The 15,602-nt window shown below is 39.0% G+C and carries 13 protein-coding genes; 4 read left to right on the top strand and 9 right to left on the bottom strand.

Annotated elements, in window-relative coordinates; translation table 11 throughout:
• Nucleotides 1–12: 12 nt before the first annotated feature.
• The 4 genes from VXM68_RS15195 to VXM68_RS15180 form a co-directional block, all read right to left on the bottom strand.
• Nucleotides 13–540 carry an adenine phosphoribosyltransferase gene (locus VXM68_RS15195; RefSeq protein WP_046676245.1) on the bottom strand — a complete coding sequence of 176 codons (528 nt, stop codon included), beginning with the start codon at nucleotides 538–540 and terminating at the stop codon, nucleotides 13–15.
• Nucleotides 527–1,489, bottom strand: coding sequence for a helix-hairpin-helix domain-containing protein (locus VXM68_RS15190; RefSeq protein WP_159726881.1), 963 nt, complete (start codon nucleotides 1,487–1,489; stop codon nucleotides 527–529). The genes VXM68_RS15195 and VXM68_RS15190 overlap by 14 nt, the downstream gene beginning before the upstream one ends.
• 107 nt (nucleotides 1,490–1,596) lie before the next feature.
• Nucleotides 1,597–2,901, bottom strand: coding sequence for an efflux RND transporter periplasmic adaptor subunit (locus tag VXM68_RS15185; RefSeq protein WP_367209241.1), 1,305 nt, complete (start codon nucleotides 2,899–2,901; stop codon nucleotides 1,597–1,599).
• 22 nt (nucleotides 2,902–2,923) lie between these two features.
• Nucleotides 2,924–4,303, bottom strand: a complete 1,380-nt coding sequence (locus VXM68_RS15180; RefSeq protein ID WP_367209240.1) for a TolC family protein — start codon at nucleotides 4,301–4,303, stop codon at nucleotides 2,924–2,926.
• A gap of 54 nt (nucleotides 4,304–4,357) precedes the next feature.
• On the opposite strand from VXM68_RS15180, the gene VXM68_RS15175 reads away from it, so the two are divergent.
• Nucleotides 4,358–4,969: a polysaccharide deacetylase family protein gene (locus VXM68_RS15175; protein WP_075992474.1), complete on the top strand. Its 612-nt coding sequence runs from the start codon at nucleotides 4,358–4,360 to the stop codon at nucleotides 4,967–4,969.
• Here the strand turns inward: VXM68_RS15175 and VXM68_RS15170 are convergent.
• The 4 genes from VXM68_RS15170 to VXM68_RS15155 form a co-directional block, all read right to left on the bottom strand.
• The gene (locus VXM68_RS15170; RefSeq protein WP_367209238.1) at nucleotides 4,966–5,763 is read right to left on the bottom strand and encodes a DUF4249 family protein; all 798 of its coding nucleotides are present in this window, start codon (nucleotides 5,761–5,763) and stop codon (nucleotides 4,966–4,968) included. The two genes, VXM68_RS15175 and VXM68_RS15170, sit on opposite strands and share 4 nt — an antisense overlap.
• Before the next feature lie 6 nt (nucleotides 5,764–5,769).
• A complete protein-coding gene (locus tag VXM68_RS15165) occupies nucleotides 5,770–8,094 on the bottom strand; it encodes a TonB-dependent receptor (protein ID WP_367209237.1) in 2,325 nt (774 codons plus the stop codon).
• 137 nt (nucleotides 8,095–8,231) lie between these two features.
• Nucleotides 8,232–8,972 carry an alpha/beta hydrolase family protein gene (locus VXM68_RS15160; RefSeq protein ID WP_333577241.1) on the bottom strand — a complete coding sequence of 247 codons (741 nt, stop codon included), beginning with the start codon at nucleotides 8,970–8,972 and terminating at the stop codon, nucleotides 8,232–8,234.
• Between the two features lie 190 nt (nucleotides 8,973–9,162).
• Nucleotides 9,163–10,044, bottom strand: a complete 882-nt coding sequence (locus VXM68_RS15155) for a hypothetical protein (protein WP_367209236.1) — start codon at nucleotides 10,042–10,044, stop codon at nucleotides 9,163–9,165.
• A 39-nt stretch (nucleotides 10,045–10,083) separates the two neighbouring features.
• On the opposite strand from VXM68_RS15155, the gene VXM68_RS15150 reads away from it, so the two are divergent.
• Both VXM68_RS15150 and VXM68_RS15145 read left to right on the top strand, forming a co-directional pair.
• Nucleotides 10,084–10,977: a DUF4377 domain-containing protein gene (locus VXM68_RS15150; protein WP_367209235.1), complete on the top strand. Its 894-nt coding sequence runs from the start codon at nucleotides 10,084–10,086 to the stop codon at nucleotides 10,975–10,977.
• A gap of 253 nt (nucleotides 10,978–11,230) precedes the next feature.
• On the top strand, nucleotides 11,231–12,184 hold the full coding sequence (locus VXM68_RS15145) for a glycoside hydrolase family 43 protein (protein ID WP_317667008.1): 954 nt from the start codon (nucleotides 11,231–11,233) through the stop codon (nucleotides 12,182–12,184).
• Nucleotides 12,185–12,269: 85 nt separating this feature from the next.
• Here VXM68_RS15145 and VXM68_RS15140 read toward each other — a convergent pair whose 3' ends face one another.
• Entirely contained in the window at nucleotides 12,270–14,489 is a 2,220-nt protein-coding gene (locus VXM68_RS15140) for an NADP-dependent isocitrate dehydrogenase (protein WP_367209234.1), read from the bottom strand.
• Nucleotides 14,490–14,762: 273 nt separating this feature from the next.
• Between VXM68_RS15140 and VXM68_RS15135 the strand changes: the two genes are divergently transcribed.
• The gene (locus VXM68_RS15135; RefSeq protein WP_367209233.1) at nucleotides 14,763–15,602 is read left to right on the top strand and encodes an aldo/keto reductase; all 840 of its coding nucleotides are present in this window, start codon (nucleotides 14,763–14,765) and stop codon (nucleotides 15,600–15,602) included.

Below are 15,602 nucleotides of genomic sequence, written 5' to 3'. Positions count from 1 at the left end.
TATATTTTTAAATTAATAACTTACCAATGAAAAGATATTATCACTGAACCTGGATAATCTTCCTTTCGCCTTTAGGAAGTCTAAAGAGATGATAAAACTATAAGCGACGATCTCGCCACCAAGTCTTTCAATAAGTTTACTGGCGGCAACGACGGTCCCCCCTGTTGCTAAAAGGTCGTCGTGAACCAATATGCGGCTTCCTTTTTCAAAAGCATCTTCATGGATTTCAATCGTTGCTTGGCCGTATTCCAATGCATAAGATTCAGATACGGTCTTAAAAGGTAATTTACCTTGTTTTCGAATTGGAATAAAAGGCAAGCCCAGCCTATTGGCAAGTAAAAATCCAAATAGAAAACCCCGGCTCTCAATTCCAGCAATAGCATCTATCTCTATTCCTTGCAATTGATCAATAATCGCATCAACCATTTCGCTACACAATGCCGCATCTTTCAACAAAGGGGTAATATCTTTAAAGACAATACCAGGTTTAGGAAAATCCACAATATCCCGGATTTCCAATTTCAATTTATCTTGAATCATTCTCAAATATTAAATAAGGCGCAATCTTCGCAATCGCAAGATCTGAAAGTGTTCCTATTTTTGTCAAATCTTCTATATTGACATAACTTCCATGTTGATCCCGATAATTGACGATTAGTTTCGCATCTTTAGGGCTAAGATACGGATGTTTAGCCAATGAATTTGCATCAACTTTATTAATATTGATTTTTTTGATTCCATCTAAATTAGCTACAACAATATAGTCTTTAATTAGATCATACGTTTCAGCCGTAACTCCATAAACCTCCTTTAACTGTTCTATACGATAGAAACCACCAAGAACATCTTTATATTTCAAAATACGTTTGGATAGAATTGAGCCTATCCCTTTAAGACTGATTAATGCCGTAGTATCACAGGTATTAATATCGATAAGTTCAGCTTTATTTCTTTCAAATTTATCATACAGCAAAGGTGCTCTGTCCTGTTGTTTCGTTCGTTCCGAATCGGGAATTGTTTTTATTTGGATGTAAGGCTCTAATCTCTTGTAAAGTCGCTCATTAATGGAGTAAATTTTCTTCAGATCGGTTTTTACCTTAAAACGCCCCCCCTTTTTTTCATAATTTTTCAGTACTGCAATCTGTTTATCAGAAAGTCCCAACTTATGCCAATCAGCGTGAGGTAAATTATTTGGATCAAAATAAAATAGCTTTTCATCATCTAAATCTGTAGTCGGCGAGATGGATACAACACTTTCGTTTTTATTCACATAGGGGCTATTAAACTCCTGTTTGTTGGGTGTACTGGAAATCTCTATAGAATCGTGAAAGGACTGTTCAAAAAGTTTGGCCTGATTTGGAATAGGATCTCTCGTATTACGTTTAATCAGCGTATAAATCGTCGCAAACAAAACGATAATCACCAAAATAATGAAAAATCCATTTTGTTCTGTTTTACTAAATTTAAAATAAGCCAATAGCCTTTTCATAAGCCGCTAACAATTGGGTTGTTTAAATTTAATAAATTATAAGGAAAATAAAAAGGGAATTATTAAAAAACAATTCCCTTTTTATTAATTATTATCTACAAAGAGATTTATAACTTTGACTTATCAACTTTTTCAACTTGACTACCGTCTTTTAAGGTTTTGGAAATCGCATCAAATGGTCTAGAAACGACCTCGTCTCCTTTTTTCAGTCCTGAAGTAACAATGATATTTTTATCATCCTGAATACTTGTCTTAACCAAAACCTGCTTAACTATTTTATCTTTTAGGACAAATACATATTCATCAACTTTCTTATTTGTATTTGTAGAGTCTTTATCATCAGAGCGCACGGTTACCGATTGAATCGGGACAACCAGTCCTTTATCGTGTTTTGTAAATATCTGAACTGTTGCAGACAGACCCGGTTTAAATGGCGATGCCACATTCTCTTTCATCAAGTCTTGATACGATTCTGCGCTGATGCGAACTTTTACATTAAAATTTGTCACCTGATCTGTCGATGATGTCGCCGTAGTTGTCGTTGCGATGTTTTTAGACGAGCTAGCGATTTCGGTCACAACACCTTTAAACTTTCTGTCCTTAAAAGCATCGACTTCAATCTCAGCTTGATTCCCTACTCTTACATTGTTAATATCATTTTCATTTACATCGACATTTACCTCCATCGAACTCATATTGGCAATACGCATAATTTCTGTACCGGCCATCTGTGCCGTTCCAACCACACGCTCTCCCTTTTCGATAGACAACAAGGAAATGATACCATCAGATGGCGCATAAATTGTCGTCCGATTTAAATTGTCCTGTGCTTCTTTTACTGATGCCTGCGATTGATCAATTCCATACTTTGTAGAACGTACAGTCTCTCTTTGTGCTTGGATAGAAGCCTGTGCTGCATGATATTCGGCCGAACTTTTATCCATTTCTGAGGCAGAAATAACACGTTTTTCAAAAAGTTCCTGATTCCGTTTATAGGTAGCAGCTACATTTTTGAAGTTTTCTTCCTGTTGTTTTAATTGCTGTTGCGCAGCGGCTAAATTGGCTCGCTGTGAATTCATTGCTGCAACAGATCGATCATAACCAGATTGCAAAATATCTGGTTTGATCCGACAGAGTACTTGTCCTTTTTTAACAAAATCACCTTCTTTAATGTTAAGCTCAACAACCTCTCCAGATACCTCTGAACTCAGTTTAACCTCCACTTCAGGCTGAATCTTCCCACTTGCAGAAACTAATTCATCAACATCCATCTCTTTTACTACATCCACCGCGACTTTGGTAATCTCTCCTTTGCCAAACCAGCCTGCTTTAAAACCTATAAAACCAAGGACTACCAAGAGCACTACTATAATCAATATAATTTTTCCAATGCTACGTTTTTTCTTTGCCATTTCTTTTGTTAAATCAAATAGGTTAATTGTTATCGAATTGAATTGGATTTCCGAGGTAATAATCAATGATCTTTGATCTGAATATTACATTATATTTTGCTTGAATAAGGTCAAATTCGGCCTTATTTCGTTCCGTTTGAGCAGTAAACAACTCCAGTGAATTCGCCATACCAATATCGTAACGTTCTTTTGTCGCCTTAAATGCTGTTTCAGCACTTTCAAATGCTACGGTAGCCGAGCTATAGCGTTGTTTGGCCGCATTCACATCCAATACAGCCTGATTAACGGCCTTGTTTAAGTTATTTTTTGCCAATTGCTCGGAGGCTTCAGCCTGTTTCAAACCGATCTTTGCCTTGGCCACATTTACTTTATTCTGATTTCTTGAAAAAATTGGAATAGCAAGAGATAAACCGGTAAAAAAAGACTTGTTATCCGATATTTGTTGGCCAAAAGGTACTCTAAAAAGGGTCGCAGGATCCAATGGATCTGTTTGCCTTGTTGTCGCAGATGAGTAATTCGTTCCATAACTCACGTTCAAATTGAGTGTTGGATAATAGCCCCCCTTTGCAATATCGATTTGTTTCAATGCGACCTCTTTATCCAATGCAGACTTATGAATATCCGGCTGCAATGTGAGCGCTTTCTGGTAGACATCCACCGCATTTTTATCCACTGCATGAACCAATATAGATTCCAAGCTTGGACGTTCCAAGGAAATAGGCGTTTCAGGAGGCATTTCCATCAGCTGCTTCAAGGTCAACAAAGACATTTCATATGAATTTTTCAAATTAACTTTGTTCAATTCATTTGTAGCAACCTGATTTTTTGATTTGGCAAGATCGGCAATCGTTTTATTACCAACTGCAAACTGGATGGAGTCCAGTGAAAATTGCTGTTTCGACAAAGCGATCTGGTCATCACTCGCAACCATCATCTCATGATTGGTAATAGCTTCCAAATAATTAACCAACACATTGAGCACAAGGTCATTCTTGATCTTATCCACCTGAGTCGCCGTAGACTCCAGTTGCAACTTATTCGCTTTGATCTGATTGATCTGTTGAAAGCCCTGAAATAAATTGACACTTGATCCCACCGAGCCACTGGTTCCTTTTGTCCAGGTGTTATTGACGATTCGTCCGGAAGTTAAATCGAAACCAAAGCCATAACGAAAACTTTGATCCACGCTAGCACTCAGGTTCGGCAATAAATTACTTTTTGCCTGAAACAAGTCCTGCTCAGCAAGGTCTTTGTTCAGCGCCGCTTGTTTTATCTGTACGTTCCGTTCCAATGTCATACGAATGGCTTCTGCCACCCCCACAACCTGTTGGGCTTGAACCAAATCATTAGTTCCTAGAAATAACCCAGTAAATACTACTGCAGAATAATAAAATCTTTTCATGTCCATATGTAGAACCATACATTTTTTTTTAGATTTGAACTTCATTTATCGGTTATGTATTTTGTCAAATCTCCATTTTTCCTTAGATGGCTATATCCCAAATCAATATGGAATATGCCACGTCATGAAAAAAAAGTCTATCTTACTTTTGACGATGGTCCAATTCCTGAAATTACACCTTTTATACTCGATATCCTAAAAAAATATCAGGCAAAGGCAACATTTTTTTGTGTTGGTGAAAATATTAAAAAAAATCCACATTTGTTTCAACGAATTTTAGATGAAGGGCATCAGGTAGGCAACCATACTTACAACCACCTCAAAGGCTGGGAAACAAATGATGAGCAGTATTTGGCAAATGTTGCGAAATGCCAGGAACTGACCCAGACCGATCTTTTTCGTCCGCCTTATGCCCGAGCAACAAAATCCCAACTCCGTCAACTCTATAAAAAATACCGAGTGATCATGTGGGATATTATGTCTGGTGATTTTGATCCGAATTTAAGTCCCCAGAAATGCCTAGAAAACGTTCTGCCCAACATTAAAAATGGCTCTGTTATCATTTTTCATGATAATATCAAAGCCATTCCTCGTGTCGAATATGTTCTACCTAAAACAATAGAGTTTTTATTAAAAAATCACTATCAGCTTTCGAGAATAGATTAAGGTTTACTTCTAACAAACGTCACCTCAGATTCGTAATATTTACCTACACTGACACTGAAATACCCCAGTGCATTGTTGCTTAAATTTGAAATCGGATTAGATGGTGAAGCCGAACCGGGATTAATCATTTGAAAACTATTCCAGTAATTGTAGGCGCCTACATCGATACATTGACGTAGGATACGCACGCGATCACCAACTTTCAAATCTCTATCACGGTCGACAATATCGTGCTGCACCTCTAAGCCATTGTTATACTTATCGTTAAAGACATCAATAAAACGTAATTTACCTCCATTGACCGACATTTTATACTTATAATAGTTACCTTTTTCCGGTGGATCGATAAATACGAGGGTCGGATAGTAAATCGTGTCAGTAAAAATAATTCGCTCTGAAAGCCCAATAGAATCCACATCCACATAGCTGGGAACCTTTGATACCCCTTGGATCTCCCTTCCATCAGCGGTCTTTACCTGCAACTGGTAAGTGACCTTTTCCTGTAACCGTAATGTTTTATTGGTATACAGCCCATCAGCTCCCGCTTGAAACATATAAGTGCGATTATTTTGCATATTCTTAACGCTCACCTCCGCATCTGTTATCGGAGAAAATAGAGAGTCTTTAATGCTTACAACCTTCTGTATACTAATCTCATGTTGTTGATCCGAAACCATCAAATCTGCGGTGATAACCAATTGACCTGTATTTTCGGGCAGTTCCAAATCTATTTTGTCCTCGCAGCTCCCTAAAGTAAATAATGCAACAGCTATAACTCCTAATATCTTCTTCATTCTTTGCTAAAATTTAAAATTCCAAGTAATCGATGGGATCGTCCCAAATAATGCTATCCGATAAATCTCGGTGACATTGGATTGCCCTTCTTTTTCTCTAAAGTCGATCAAATAAGCATTTTTTCGATTATAAGCATTATAAAGACCAAACGACAAGCTCGAGTAGCTATTCTTTGTCCGCTTAATATCATAAGTTGCTGCCAAATCCAGGCGGTGATAAGCAGGCATCCGCTGCCCATTTCTTTTATCGTAATAAAAGATCGTACGATCGTCAACAAAATATTTCCCCGCGGGCATCGTTACAGCGTCTCCTGTATAGTATACGAAATTCGCGCTTAAATTCCACTTCGGATTTAACTGATACTGCGCTACAATAGCTATATTATGCGTTTTGTCCTGACGTGCGTTAAACCATTGACCATCATTAATTTGTTCAAATTGCCGCTCACTTTTGGATAAAGTATAACTCAGCCAGCCGCTAAATCGCCCCAGTCTCTTTTTCAGAAACCATTCAATACCGTACGCTCTACCTTTTCCAAACAGCAATTCTCCTTCCAGCAATTCATTTGCCTGTAGATCGGCGCCATTCCTATAATCAATCTGGTTCTTTAAATCTCGGTAATAACCTTCAACAGAGAATTCATATCTGTTGGATGCAAAATTCCGAAAGTAACCAAGCGAATACTGATTGGATAGCTGGGGTTTAATCGTATTATTGCTCAGTACATATTGATCTGTAGGAAGACTACTGGTTGTATTGCTCAATTGATGCAGATACTGAACATTGGTATTAAAAGAAGCCTTTAACGTCGTTAAATCATTGATAGCGTAGTTTAAGGAAACGCGAGGTTCCAGATAGAAGTACTTTTTACCCAACTTGCCATTTCCCACATAGGTAGAATCTACGGCCTCACCTGCAGAATCGAAGGTATAAAATGTACCCGGCCCCAATGTTGCGTAAGCGGATGCCCTCAGTCCGTAATTTAATTTTAAACGATCGGTAATAGACCAGTCATCGGTTAAATAAGCAGCAACATCAGCACCCTTGCGATGTTGAATTTGCAATGAATTCACCTTCGAATCTTCGCCAGCTTCGATACTTGCCGGTCGGATTTCCTGCAAGGCTGCCTGCAATCCAAATTTTAGATTGTGACGGTCCGAAAGATTGTATTGGAAATCTTGTTTAAAATTATAATTAAAGATGTCTGAACGGATTTTAAAGTTGTTATCATCCTCAATCTTAACCTGATAATTGAATTTGCTAAAAATAAGCGTAGTATTGCTAAACAACCTATTGCTCCACACATGGTTCCAGCGCATGGTTGCAGTCGCATTTCCCCAATTGAAGTCAAACAAATCATGATAAGCCATCGCATCCTTGCCGAAATATCCAGACAAGTAAAGTGTATTCTTATCATTGATGCGATAATTTAATTTTGCATTGAGGTCATAAAAAAAGAGCGCACTCTTCTTAATATTCTCATCACTTGAAAGCTTTAAGAAAAGATCAGCATAAGTACGTCTACCGGAGATCATAAATGAGCTCTTGCCTTTTTGAATCGGCCCCTCCAGTTTAAGCCTCGAAGCGATAAGCCCCAACCCACCTTCCACATTGAAATGCTGATTATTTCCATCCAGGGTTGTTATTTCCATTACCGAGGATATTTTACCTCCATATTGAGCTGGAACGCCCCCCTTATAGAAATTAACATCCTTGATCGCATCGGAATTAAATGTTGAGAAAAAACCGAACAAGTGCGAGCTATTATATACAGGCGCTTCGTCCAATAAGATTAGATTTTGGTCGCCACCACCGCCACGCACGTAAAAATTACTGCTTCCTTCACCACCACTGGTCACTCCCGGAAATAGCTGAATGGTTTTTAGAATATCCTTTTCCCCAAATAATACAGGAACCTTTTCAATTTCTTTTGGACTGAACTGGGTAAGCCCGGGAGTCAGATCCTTAATGGATTTCCGTCTATTTCCTGTTACCGTCACTTCCGCCAGTTGATTTTCTTCTGGCACCAACTGAATAATATACGTAGAGTCCTTATCAAATTGAACAGAGAATACTTTGGTCTTATAACCTACAGAAGAAACCTCCATCGGTTTGCTTCCATCACGAAGCGACAAGCTAAAAAAACCATATTTATTTGAAGCGGTGGATTTCTTTTCAGTATCATTTCGTATTACGGCACCAATAATATTTTCACCACTAATACTGTCCCTAACGAACCCAGAAATAGACTTAGACTGTTGGCTATATGCCTGCTGCACGCAGAACAAAATGGAAGAAAAACAAAAAACAACCTTTATAGGCTTAAACATAATCGAGTGAAGTCAAAAATTTTGCTGAAAATAATAAAAAAGCCTTACAATTTGTAAGGCTTAATAATAAGTTTATAATTTGTTAGTTAAGTTCTCTGTTTAACAAAAATAGCATTTTATTCATTTATGCCAAATTTTTATCCATTTTTCTTTTCACTTTTCTTTGCTTGATCAAAATATCCTTTAAAAAAAGCCATTTGATAAACTATTGAACGTGACCAGTACTCCCAATTGTGCCCGCCTTCACTTGTAATAAAAGTATGATTTATATTATGGTACATTAATTTATCGTGCAATGCAACATTAACAGTGTAGAAAAAATCTTCCTTACCGCAGTCGATGATTAAGCGAAGTTTATTGTTGACTAATTTAGGAACCATATTAATAACAACACGATTATCCCATTCTTGCGGTACATCAGCGTAATTTCCAATGCGATCTTTAATTTCCCAGTTTAAGGGAAAAGGTCTAAAATCTACTCCACCAGCTGTACTTCCTGCAGCGCCGTAGCTATCCTGATGTTTTATGGCCAGAGACAGCGCACCGTGCCCCCCCATACTTAAACCACTAATTGCCCTTCCGCTCCGATCCTTGATCGTCGAATAGTGCTGATCCATATAATCGATCAGCTCTTTGGACACAAAAGTTTCATATTGGTAATTTTTATTATTCGCAACATCCCAGTACCAGCTTCCAAAACCACCGTCAGGACATACCACCATATAACCATATTGATCTGCCAATGTGCTTATACTGGAATTCTTGACCCAGTTACTGTAATTACCGGAATAACCATGCAACAGGTAGAGGACGGGATAGCTGACTTTGTTCGAGTAACTTTGAGGAAGAATTACGACAGTCTTAATTGCCTTTCCCATGGATGGGCTCTGAATGGACAAGGTGTCCACTTTGGCAGCAAAGGCGTTCGTGAGGGTACATAAAAATAAAACGAAGGCAATTAACATAAGCCTAATACCTCTTGAACAAAATAGGCAGTTTTTGATAGGCTCGGTTTGATGAAAATTATGCAGCGAATAACTGAAAATAGGTCTAGTGTTTATCATAAATTTATTGATTTCTTTCAAAAAAATAAAGATAGGATTTTAAACCAAATGGACGCTCGCTAATTGTATAAAATCCATTTCCCTTGCTATCGAAAGCTATCGCTTCCCCTTGTGGCTCCACCTGATAAGGCAGAATAGCTGGCTTTTGTTGGAGTACCTGTTTCCAGGATTCACTCCAGTTCCTCTGCCAATAGAAAATATGGGTAATATTCTTTACGAGCAACTGTGTACCGGTCGGATCTATAGCGGCAGCAGTAGCAAAAGTAAATGGGAGCTCCGCTACGCTATTTAAGGTAAAATACTGCTGTTTAGAATTTGTAAATACCGCTGCGGAATAAACAGTCGATCGAAATTCACGTTTAGATATTACATACAACATTTTGTCTATTGGATCAATCATAATCGATTCGGCATCTAAACGTTTCTGGCCCGGAAATTTAAGAAAGATCGCCCGAATTGACTTTTTCGGAATAAGCCCAGGATCATCAGCCTGAGGCTCAGGAAATACATACAGGCATGTCCAGGTTCTTTTCCCGCTATTGTTTCCGATGTCCGCAAGGACGATAAAATAGGTGTCCCCAATTTTCACCCGATCGATATCCTCACAGTCGACGACAGATACCCCTTCGAGTGAAAACGTCTTCAGTAGTTTGGCCTGACGATCAATTAAATAAATAGTTGCACCATCACCATTATCGTTATGCACCCAAAAATTGCCCTCCCGATAAGCCGGCGTGATACCCGACACCTCTTTCAGTTGTGGATCCGTCAATTCCCCAAGGGCAATTTGCGTTTTAAAATAATCCTTCCTATTTTGGCTGTAAACCTGCAGACTTAACAGAGAAAATACAAGTAGCAGGCACAGATTCACCCGTGCAATATTCATGTTTAAAGATACGTTTTTATTGATATTTACATTCTAATTATGAAGAAGCCTTCCACATACAGTTCATTGCTCCTTTTTTTAACACTCTTACTCCCCTGTCAAAGCTTACTTGCCCAGAGCTCTTCATTTCGCGTAAAAGTAAAATCAGGTCTTCAGCAAACACCGCCGTATCTTGTCAAATACTACAACAGCAAAGATTGGGAGAAATTCTATGCCGAAATCTTGCAATTTGATTATGACCCCAAATTTGACTACGACATCAGGATCCTCAAACGTCAAAACGGTTCACATTCGACATATACCTTAGCCAAAACGATTACAAAATCACTATCGGAAAATACAGCGGTGGCCACATGGGAAGTTGGAGAAAACTACGTGAATGCCCAGAGCCTTGGCAAACTGAAATGTCTGCAGGTAAAATCTGACAAAAGGAATAAATGGGAATACCTCACGTCAACAATTCAAGGTTTCGATTACAAGGAAGGCTACCGTTACCGTATTCGTGTAAAACAAACGAAACAAAAAGATACAGACTCCGTCAGTTATAGTTTAATTGAAGTCCTGTCGAAAGAACGTGCAAATGAACTGCCCAGTGTGGCCACATTTCTTGCTCGTTTTAAATGGAATCTACTTCAGCTAAATGGAAAGGATGTCAGCTCCAGCAAAGCAAGTATCGGGTTCGATGCCAAAAATAGCACGATTACCGGCACAACGGGATGCAATAATTTTTGGGGAAATTTTGCCATTAAAGACGATAAAATCAGCTTTCTACATCTAGCAAGCACCATGCGCGCCTGCAATGGGATAAATATCGAAAATGACTTTTTTCAAATTTTTGAACAAAAACAAATTCAATTTGACATAGCCGAACAAACCTTAAATTTATATAACGACAGAAAACTAGTAATGATTTTTGGGTTGGAGCGAGAATAAAAAAACACCCAAAGTCTGGGAGACTTTGGGTATCTTAGCCATATTATTAACCTATTTTATGAAAAGTATTTATGCCATTTGGAAATGACATAAACAAATATGTGAAATAAATCGGAAACAATCGAAAGCATAATAATATTTTAACAAAATTTTAACATTTCAAAAAACAATGAGACAAATGGTCATATAAATGATTCATTTAGTCATATCCCAATCAAATCTATCCCGTACCTTACAAGTTTAAACCGACATAATGATTAAAACATTTTTAACATCGACAACCTTACTTTTAACCGCGACACTTTTTGCCCAGAAGAATCCTGTTATCACGGGAAACTACGCTGATCCTGAAGGCATTATCTATGGCAATAAATATTGGATATTCCCAACCTATTCGGCGCCTTATGAAGAGCAGATATTCTTTGACGCGTTTTCATCTTCCGATTTGGCCACCTGGACAAAACATAGCCGCATCTTGGAGAACAGCAACGTTAAATGGGCGAAAAAAGCCATGTGGGCACCTGCAGTATTGGAAAACAAGGGCAAATATTATCTGTTTTTCGGAGCCAATGATGTGCATCAGGGAGAGATCGGAGGCATTGGGGTCGCTGTGGCTGACAAGCCAGAAGGCCCTTATACCGACCTATTGGGCAAACCCCTAATCAACGATATTATCAATGGCGCTCAGCCGATAGATCAGTTTGTTTTCAAAGATAAAGACGGCACTTTCTACATGTATTATGGCGGTTGGAAGCACTGCAATATGGTCAAACTCAAACCAGATTTCACAGGTTTGCTCCCTTTTGATGATGGTACCTTTTACAAGGAAATCACCCCTAAGGATTACGTCGAAGGACCGTTTATGTTTATAAAAGATGGAAAATATTATTTCATGTGGTCGGAAGGCGGCTGGACAGGCCCCGACTACAAAGTCGCTTATGCCATCGCCGACTCGCCCTTTGGCCCTTTTGAGCGCATCGGGACAATATTGGAACGGGATCCCGAGGTAGCCGTTGGCGCGGGTCATCATTCGGTTATCAAAGTACCCAACAAGGACAAATATTTTATTGTCTATCACCGTAGACCGCTTGGCAAAGATGGAGCGAACGAGCGAGTAACTTGCATCGAAGAAATGAAATTTGACAAAAACGGACATATCATACCTGTTAAGATGACCTTTACAGGTGTCAAACATCCATTAAACTAGTGGAATTGCTACACTTTTTGCAAACAACAAAAAAGAAGCCCAGATCAAACGAACTGCGCTTCTTTTTTATGAAAACAATTACTGCTTAAATGCTAGAAATTGCATTATTCAATGTTTCAGAAGGACGCATTGCTTTCGCAGCCAATTCATCATTCGGGAAATAATAACCACCGATGTTTTGTGCATGCCCCTGAGCCGCGATCAATTCTTCATTGATTTTCGCTTCATTTTCTGTTAACACATTTGCAACGGTCGCAAATTTCTCAGCTAATTCAGCATCTTTTGTTTGCGCTGCCAAAGCCTGCGCCCAGTATAATGTCAAGTAGAAATGCGACCCACGGTTATCGATCTGACCAACTCTACGTGCCGGAGATTTGTCATTAGCCAAGAATTTCTCCGTTGCCTCATCCAATGTCTCCGCCAATACCAGCGCTTTTGGATTATTTTGTGTTTGAGACAAGTGTTCCAAAGAAGCACCAAGTGCCAAGAATTCACCTAATGAATCCCAACGCAAGTAACCTTCTTGAAGGAATTGTTCTACGTGTTTCGGAGCCGAACCACCAGCACCTGTTTCAAATAAACCACCACCATTCATCAATGGAACGATCGACAACATCTTAGCTGATGTACCCACTTCTAAGATCGGGAATAAATCCGTCAAATAATCACGTAATACGTTACCAGTCACGGAAATAGTATCTTCGCCTTTACGAATACGTTCCAAAGAGAATTTCGTCGCATCAATCGGAGATAAAATACGAATATCCAAACCAGTTGTATCAAAGTTTGGCAAGTATTTTTCTACTTTTTTAATGATTTCTCTATCATGTGCACGGTTTTCATCCAACCAGAATACAGCTGGTGTCTCAGATAAACGAGCGCGATTCACAGCCAATTTCACCCAGTCTTGAATCGGAGCATCTTTCGTTTGACACATACGGAAGATATCTCCTGTCTCTACTTTTTGCTCCATGAAAACATTTCCTTCCGCATCAACAACGCGAATAACTCCGTTTCCTGCAGCTTGAAAAGTTTTATCATGGGATCCGTATTCCTCAGCTTTTTGCGCCATCAAACCTACGTTTGGCACAGAACCCATTGTTTTTGGATCTAAAGCACCATGCTCCTTACAGTCTTCAATTGTCGCTTCGTAAACGCCAGCGTAACAACGATCAGGAACCATAGCAATCGTATCTTCTTCTTGACCGTCTTTATTCCACATTTTACCACCGATACGGATCATTGCTGGCATAGAAGCGTCAATAATTACATCAGAAGGTACGTGGAAATTTGTAATACCTTTATCCGAATTTACCATCGCTAAAGCAGGACCATTTGCGATAGCAGCGTCGATAGCAGCTTTCACTTCAGCCTCTTTTGCATGACCTGCGATTTTAGCATAAACCTCGCCTAAACCGTTATTCTTATTGATACCCAGCTCTTTGAACAAATCGCCATATTGCGCAAAAACATCTGCAAAATAAGTTTCAACAACAGCACCAAATATAATCGGATCAGAAACTTTCATCATTGTTGCCTTTAAATGTGCAGACAACAATACTCCTGCGGCTTTCGCTTCAGCGATAGCATCAGCTACAAAAGCTTTCAATGCAATTAAGCTCAACGTTGAAGAATCAATAACTTCACCCGCTTTCAATGCAGAAAGTCCTTTTAATTCTGTTACTGCACCTTGCTCATCAACAAACTCAATTTTGAATTGGCCTTCATTTTCAACGGTTACCGACTGTTCTGAACCGTAGAAATCACCTGAAGTCATGGATGACACCTTTGTTTTGGAATCTTTCGCCCAAGCACCCATTTTATGTGGATTTGCTTTTGCATAATTCTTAACCGCTTTAGGTGCACGGCGATCTGAGTTTCCTTCACGCAATACAGGATTTACAGCAGAACCCAATACCTTTGCATACTTAGCTTTGGCTGATTTTTCTTCATCTGTGGTCGCTTCATCAGGATAGTTCGGAACAGCATATCCTGCTTGCTGTAATTCAGCGATAGCACCTTTTAACTGCGGAATTGATGCGGAGATATTCGGTAATTTAATGATGTTCGCTTCAGGAGTTGTTGCCAACTGTCCCAACTCAGCCAATGCATCAGTAATTTTTTGATCTTCTTTTAAAAATTCTGGAAAGCTAGCAAGAATACGGCCTGCTAAAGAGATATCTCTCAATTCAACATCGATACCAGCTGTAGCTGTAATCGCTTGAACGATAGGCAAAAACGAATAAGTCGCTAATAAAGGAGCTTCATCTGTTTTTGTCCAAACAATTTTTGATTTGTTTGACATAGTAATCTATTAGAAATATGTTTAATTTTTAATGCTATGTGAAATCATTGAAAAATCTGAATTTCTCAAAAATTCGCCTAAAGATAAGAATTAATGCCATAATTAACGAGGAATTGCACCCCTTTTGACAATAAAATTGTGAAAATAAATATATTTTGGCAATACAGAATAAGTCGCTTCAGCTCCGCCCAAAAGTATCCCTCTTGACATTTCAGTGACCGGATACTACAGGCGAAATCCTATTTTAGCTCAAATTAAAAAACACAACTGACAATGAAAACATTCAAATTGAACAATGGAATTGAAATTCCGGCAATTGGATTTGGAACTTGGCAAATTCCCGAGGGCGAAGAAGCTTATCAGGCAGTTAAAGAAGCTCTTGCCGCTGGATACACACATATTGACACTGCAGCTATATATGGAAACGAAAAGAGTGTTGGGAAGGCTATAAAAGACAGTGGTATAGATCGTAATTCACTGTTTATTACAACAAAACTCTGGAATACCGAACGTGGATACGATAAGACAATTGCTGCATTTGAAAAATCACTCAGCGATCTACAATTGGACTATCTCGATCTTTACCTGATTCACTGGCCAGCCAATGAAACACAATTTGCAAACTGGGCTGACATCAATGCGGACACCTGGCGAGCTTTTGAGCATCTGTATCAACAGGGAAAAATAAAAGCGATCGGTGTGAGTAATTTCCCAAAAGACTACCTGGCCAAATTATTGGAGTCAGCGACAATCGTACCTGCCGTGAACCAAATTGAATTTCATCCGGGTTATCTTCAGAAAGATACCGTGGCGCTCTGCCAATCCAATGACATCCTTGTTCAGGCTTGGTCACCCCTGGGTTCGGGCAGAATATTACAGGATGAAACACTCGTTGCACTGGCTAAGGAAAAGAATACAAGTGTTGGACAAATCTGTATCAAATTTGCCTTATCTCAGGGCATCTTGCCGCTGCCAAAATCAACCAATCCCGATAATATAAAACGAAATTTAGCTATCGACGATTTTGAGCTGACAGCAAGCGATATCAAAACTATCCTCGATTTACCTGAAATGGGGTTTTCTGGATCGGACCCTAAAAAAGTCGCTTTTTAA

Source organism: Sphingobacterium sp. R2 (assembly GCF_040760075.1).
Taxonomy (GTDB): Bacteria; Bacteroidota; Bacteroidia; order Sphingobacteriales; family Sphingobacteriaceae; genus Sphingobacterium.
The sequence above is the reverse complement of the archived record's forward strand: the minus strand, read 5'-3'. Positions and strand labels throughout refer to the sequence as shown.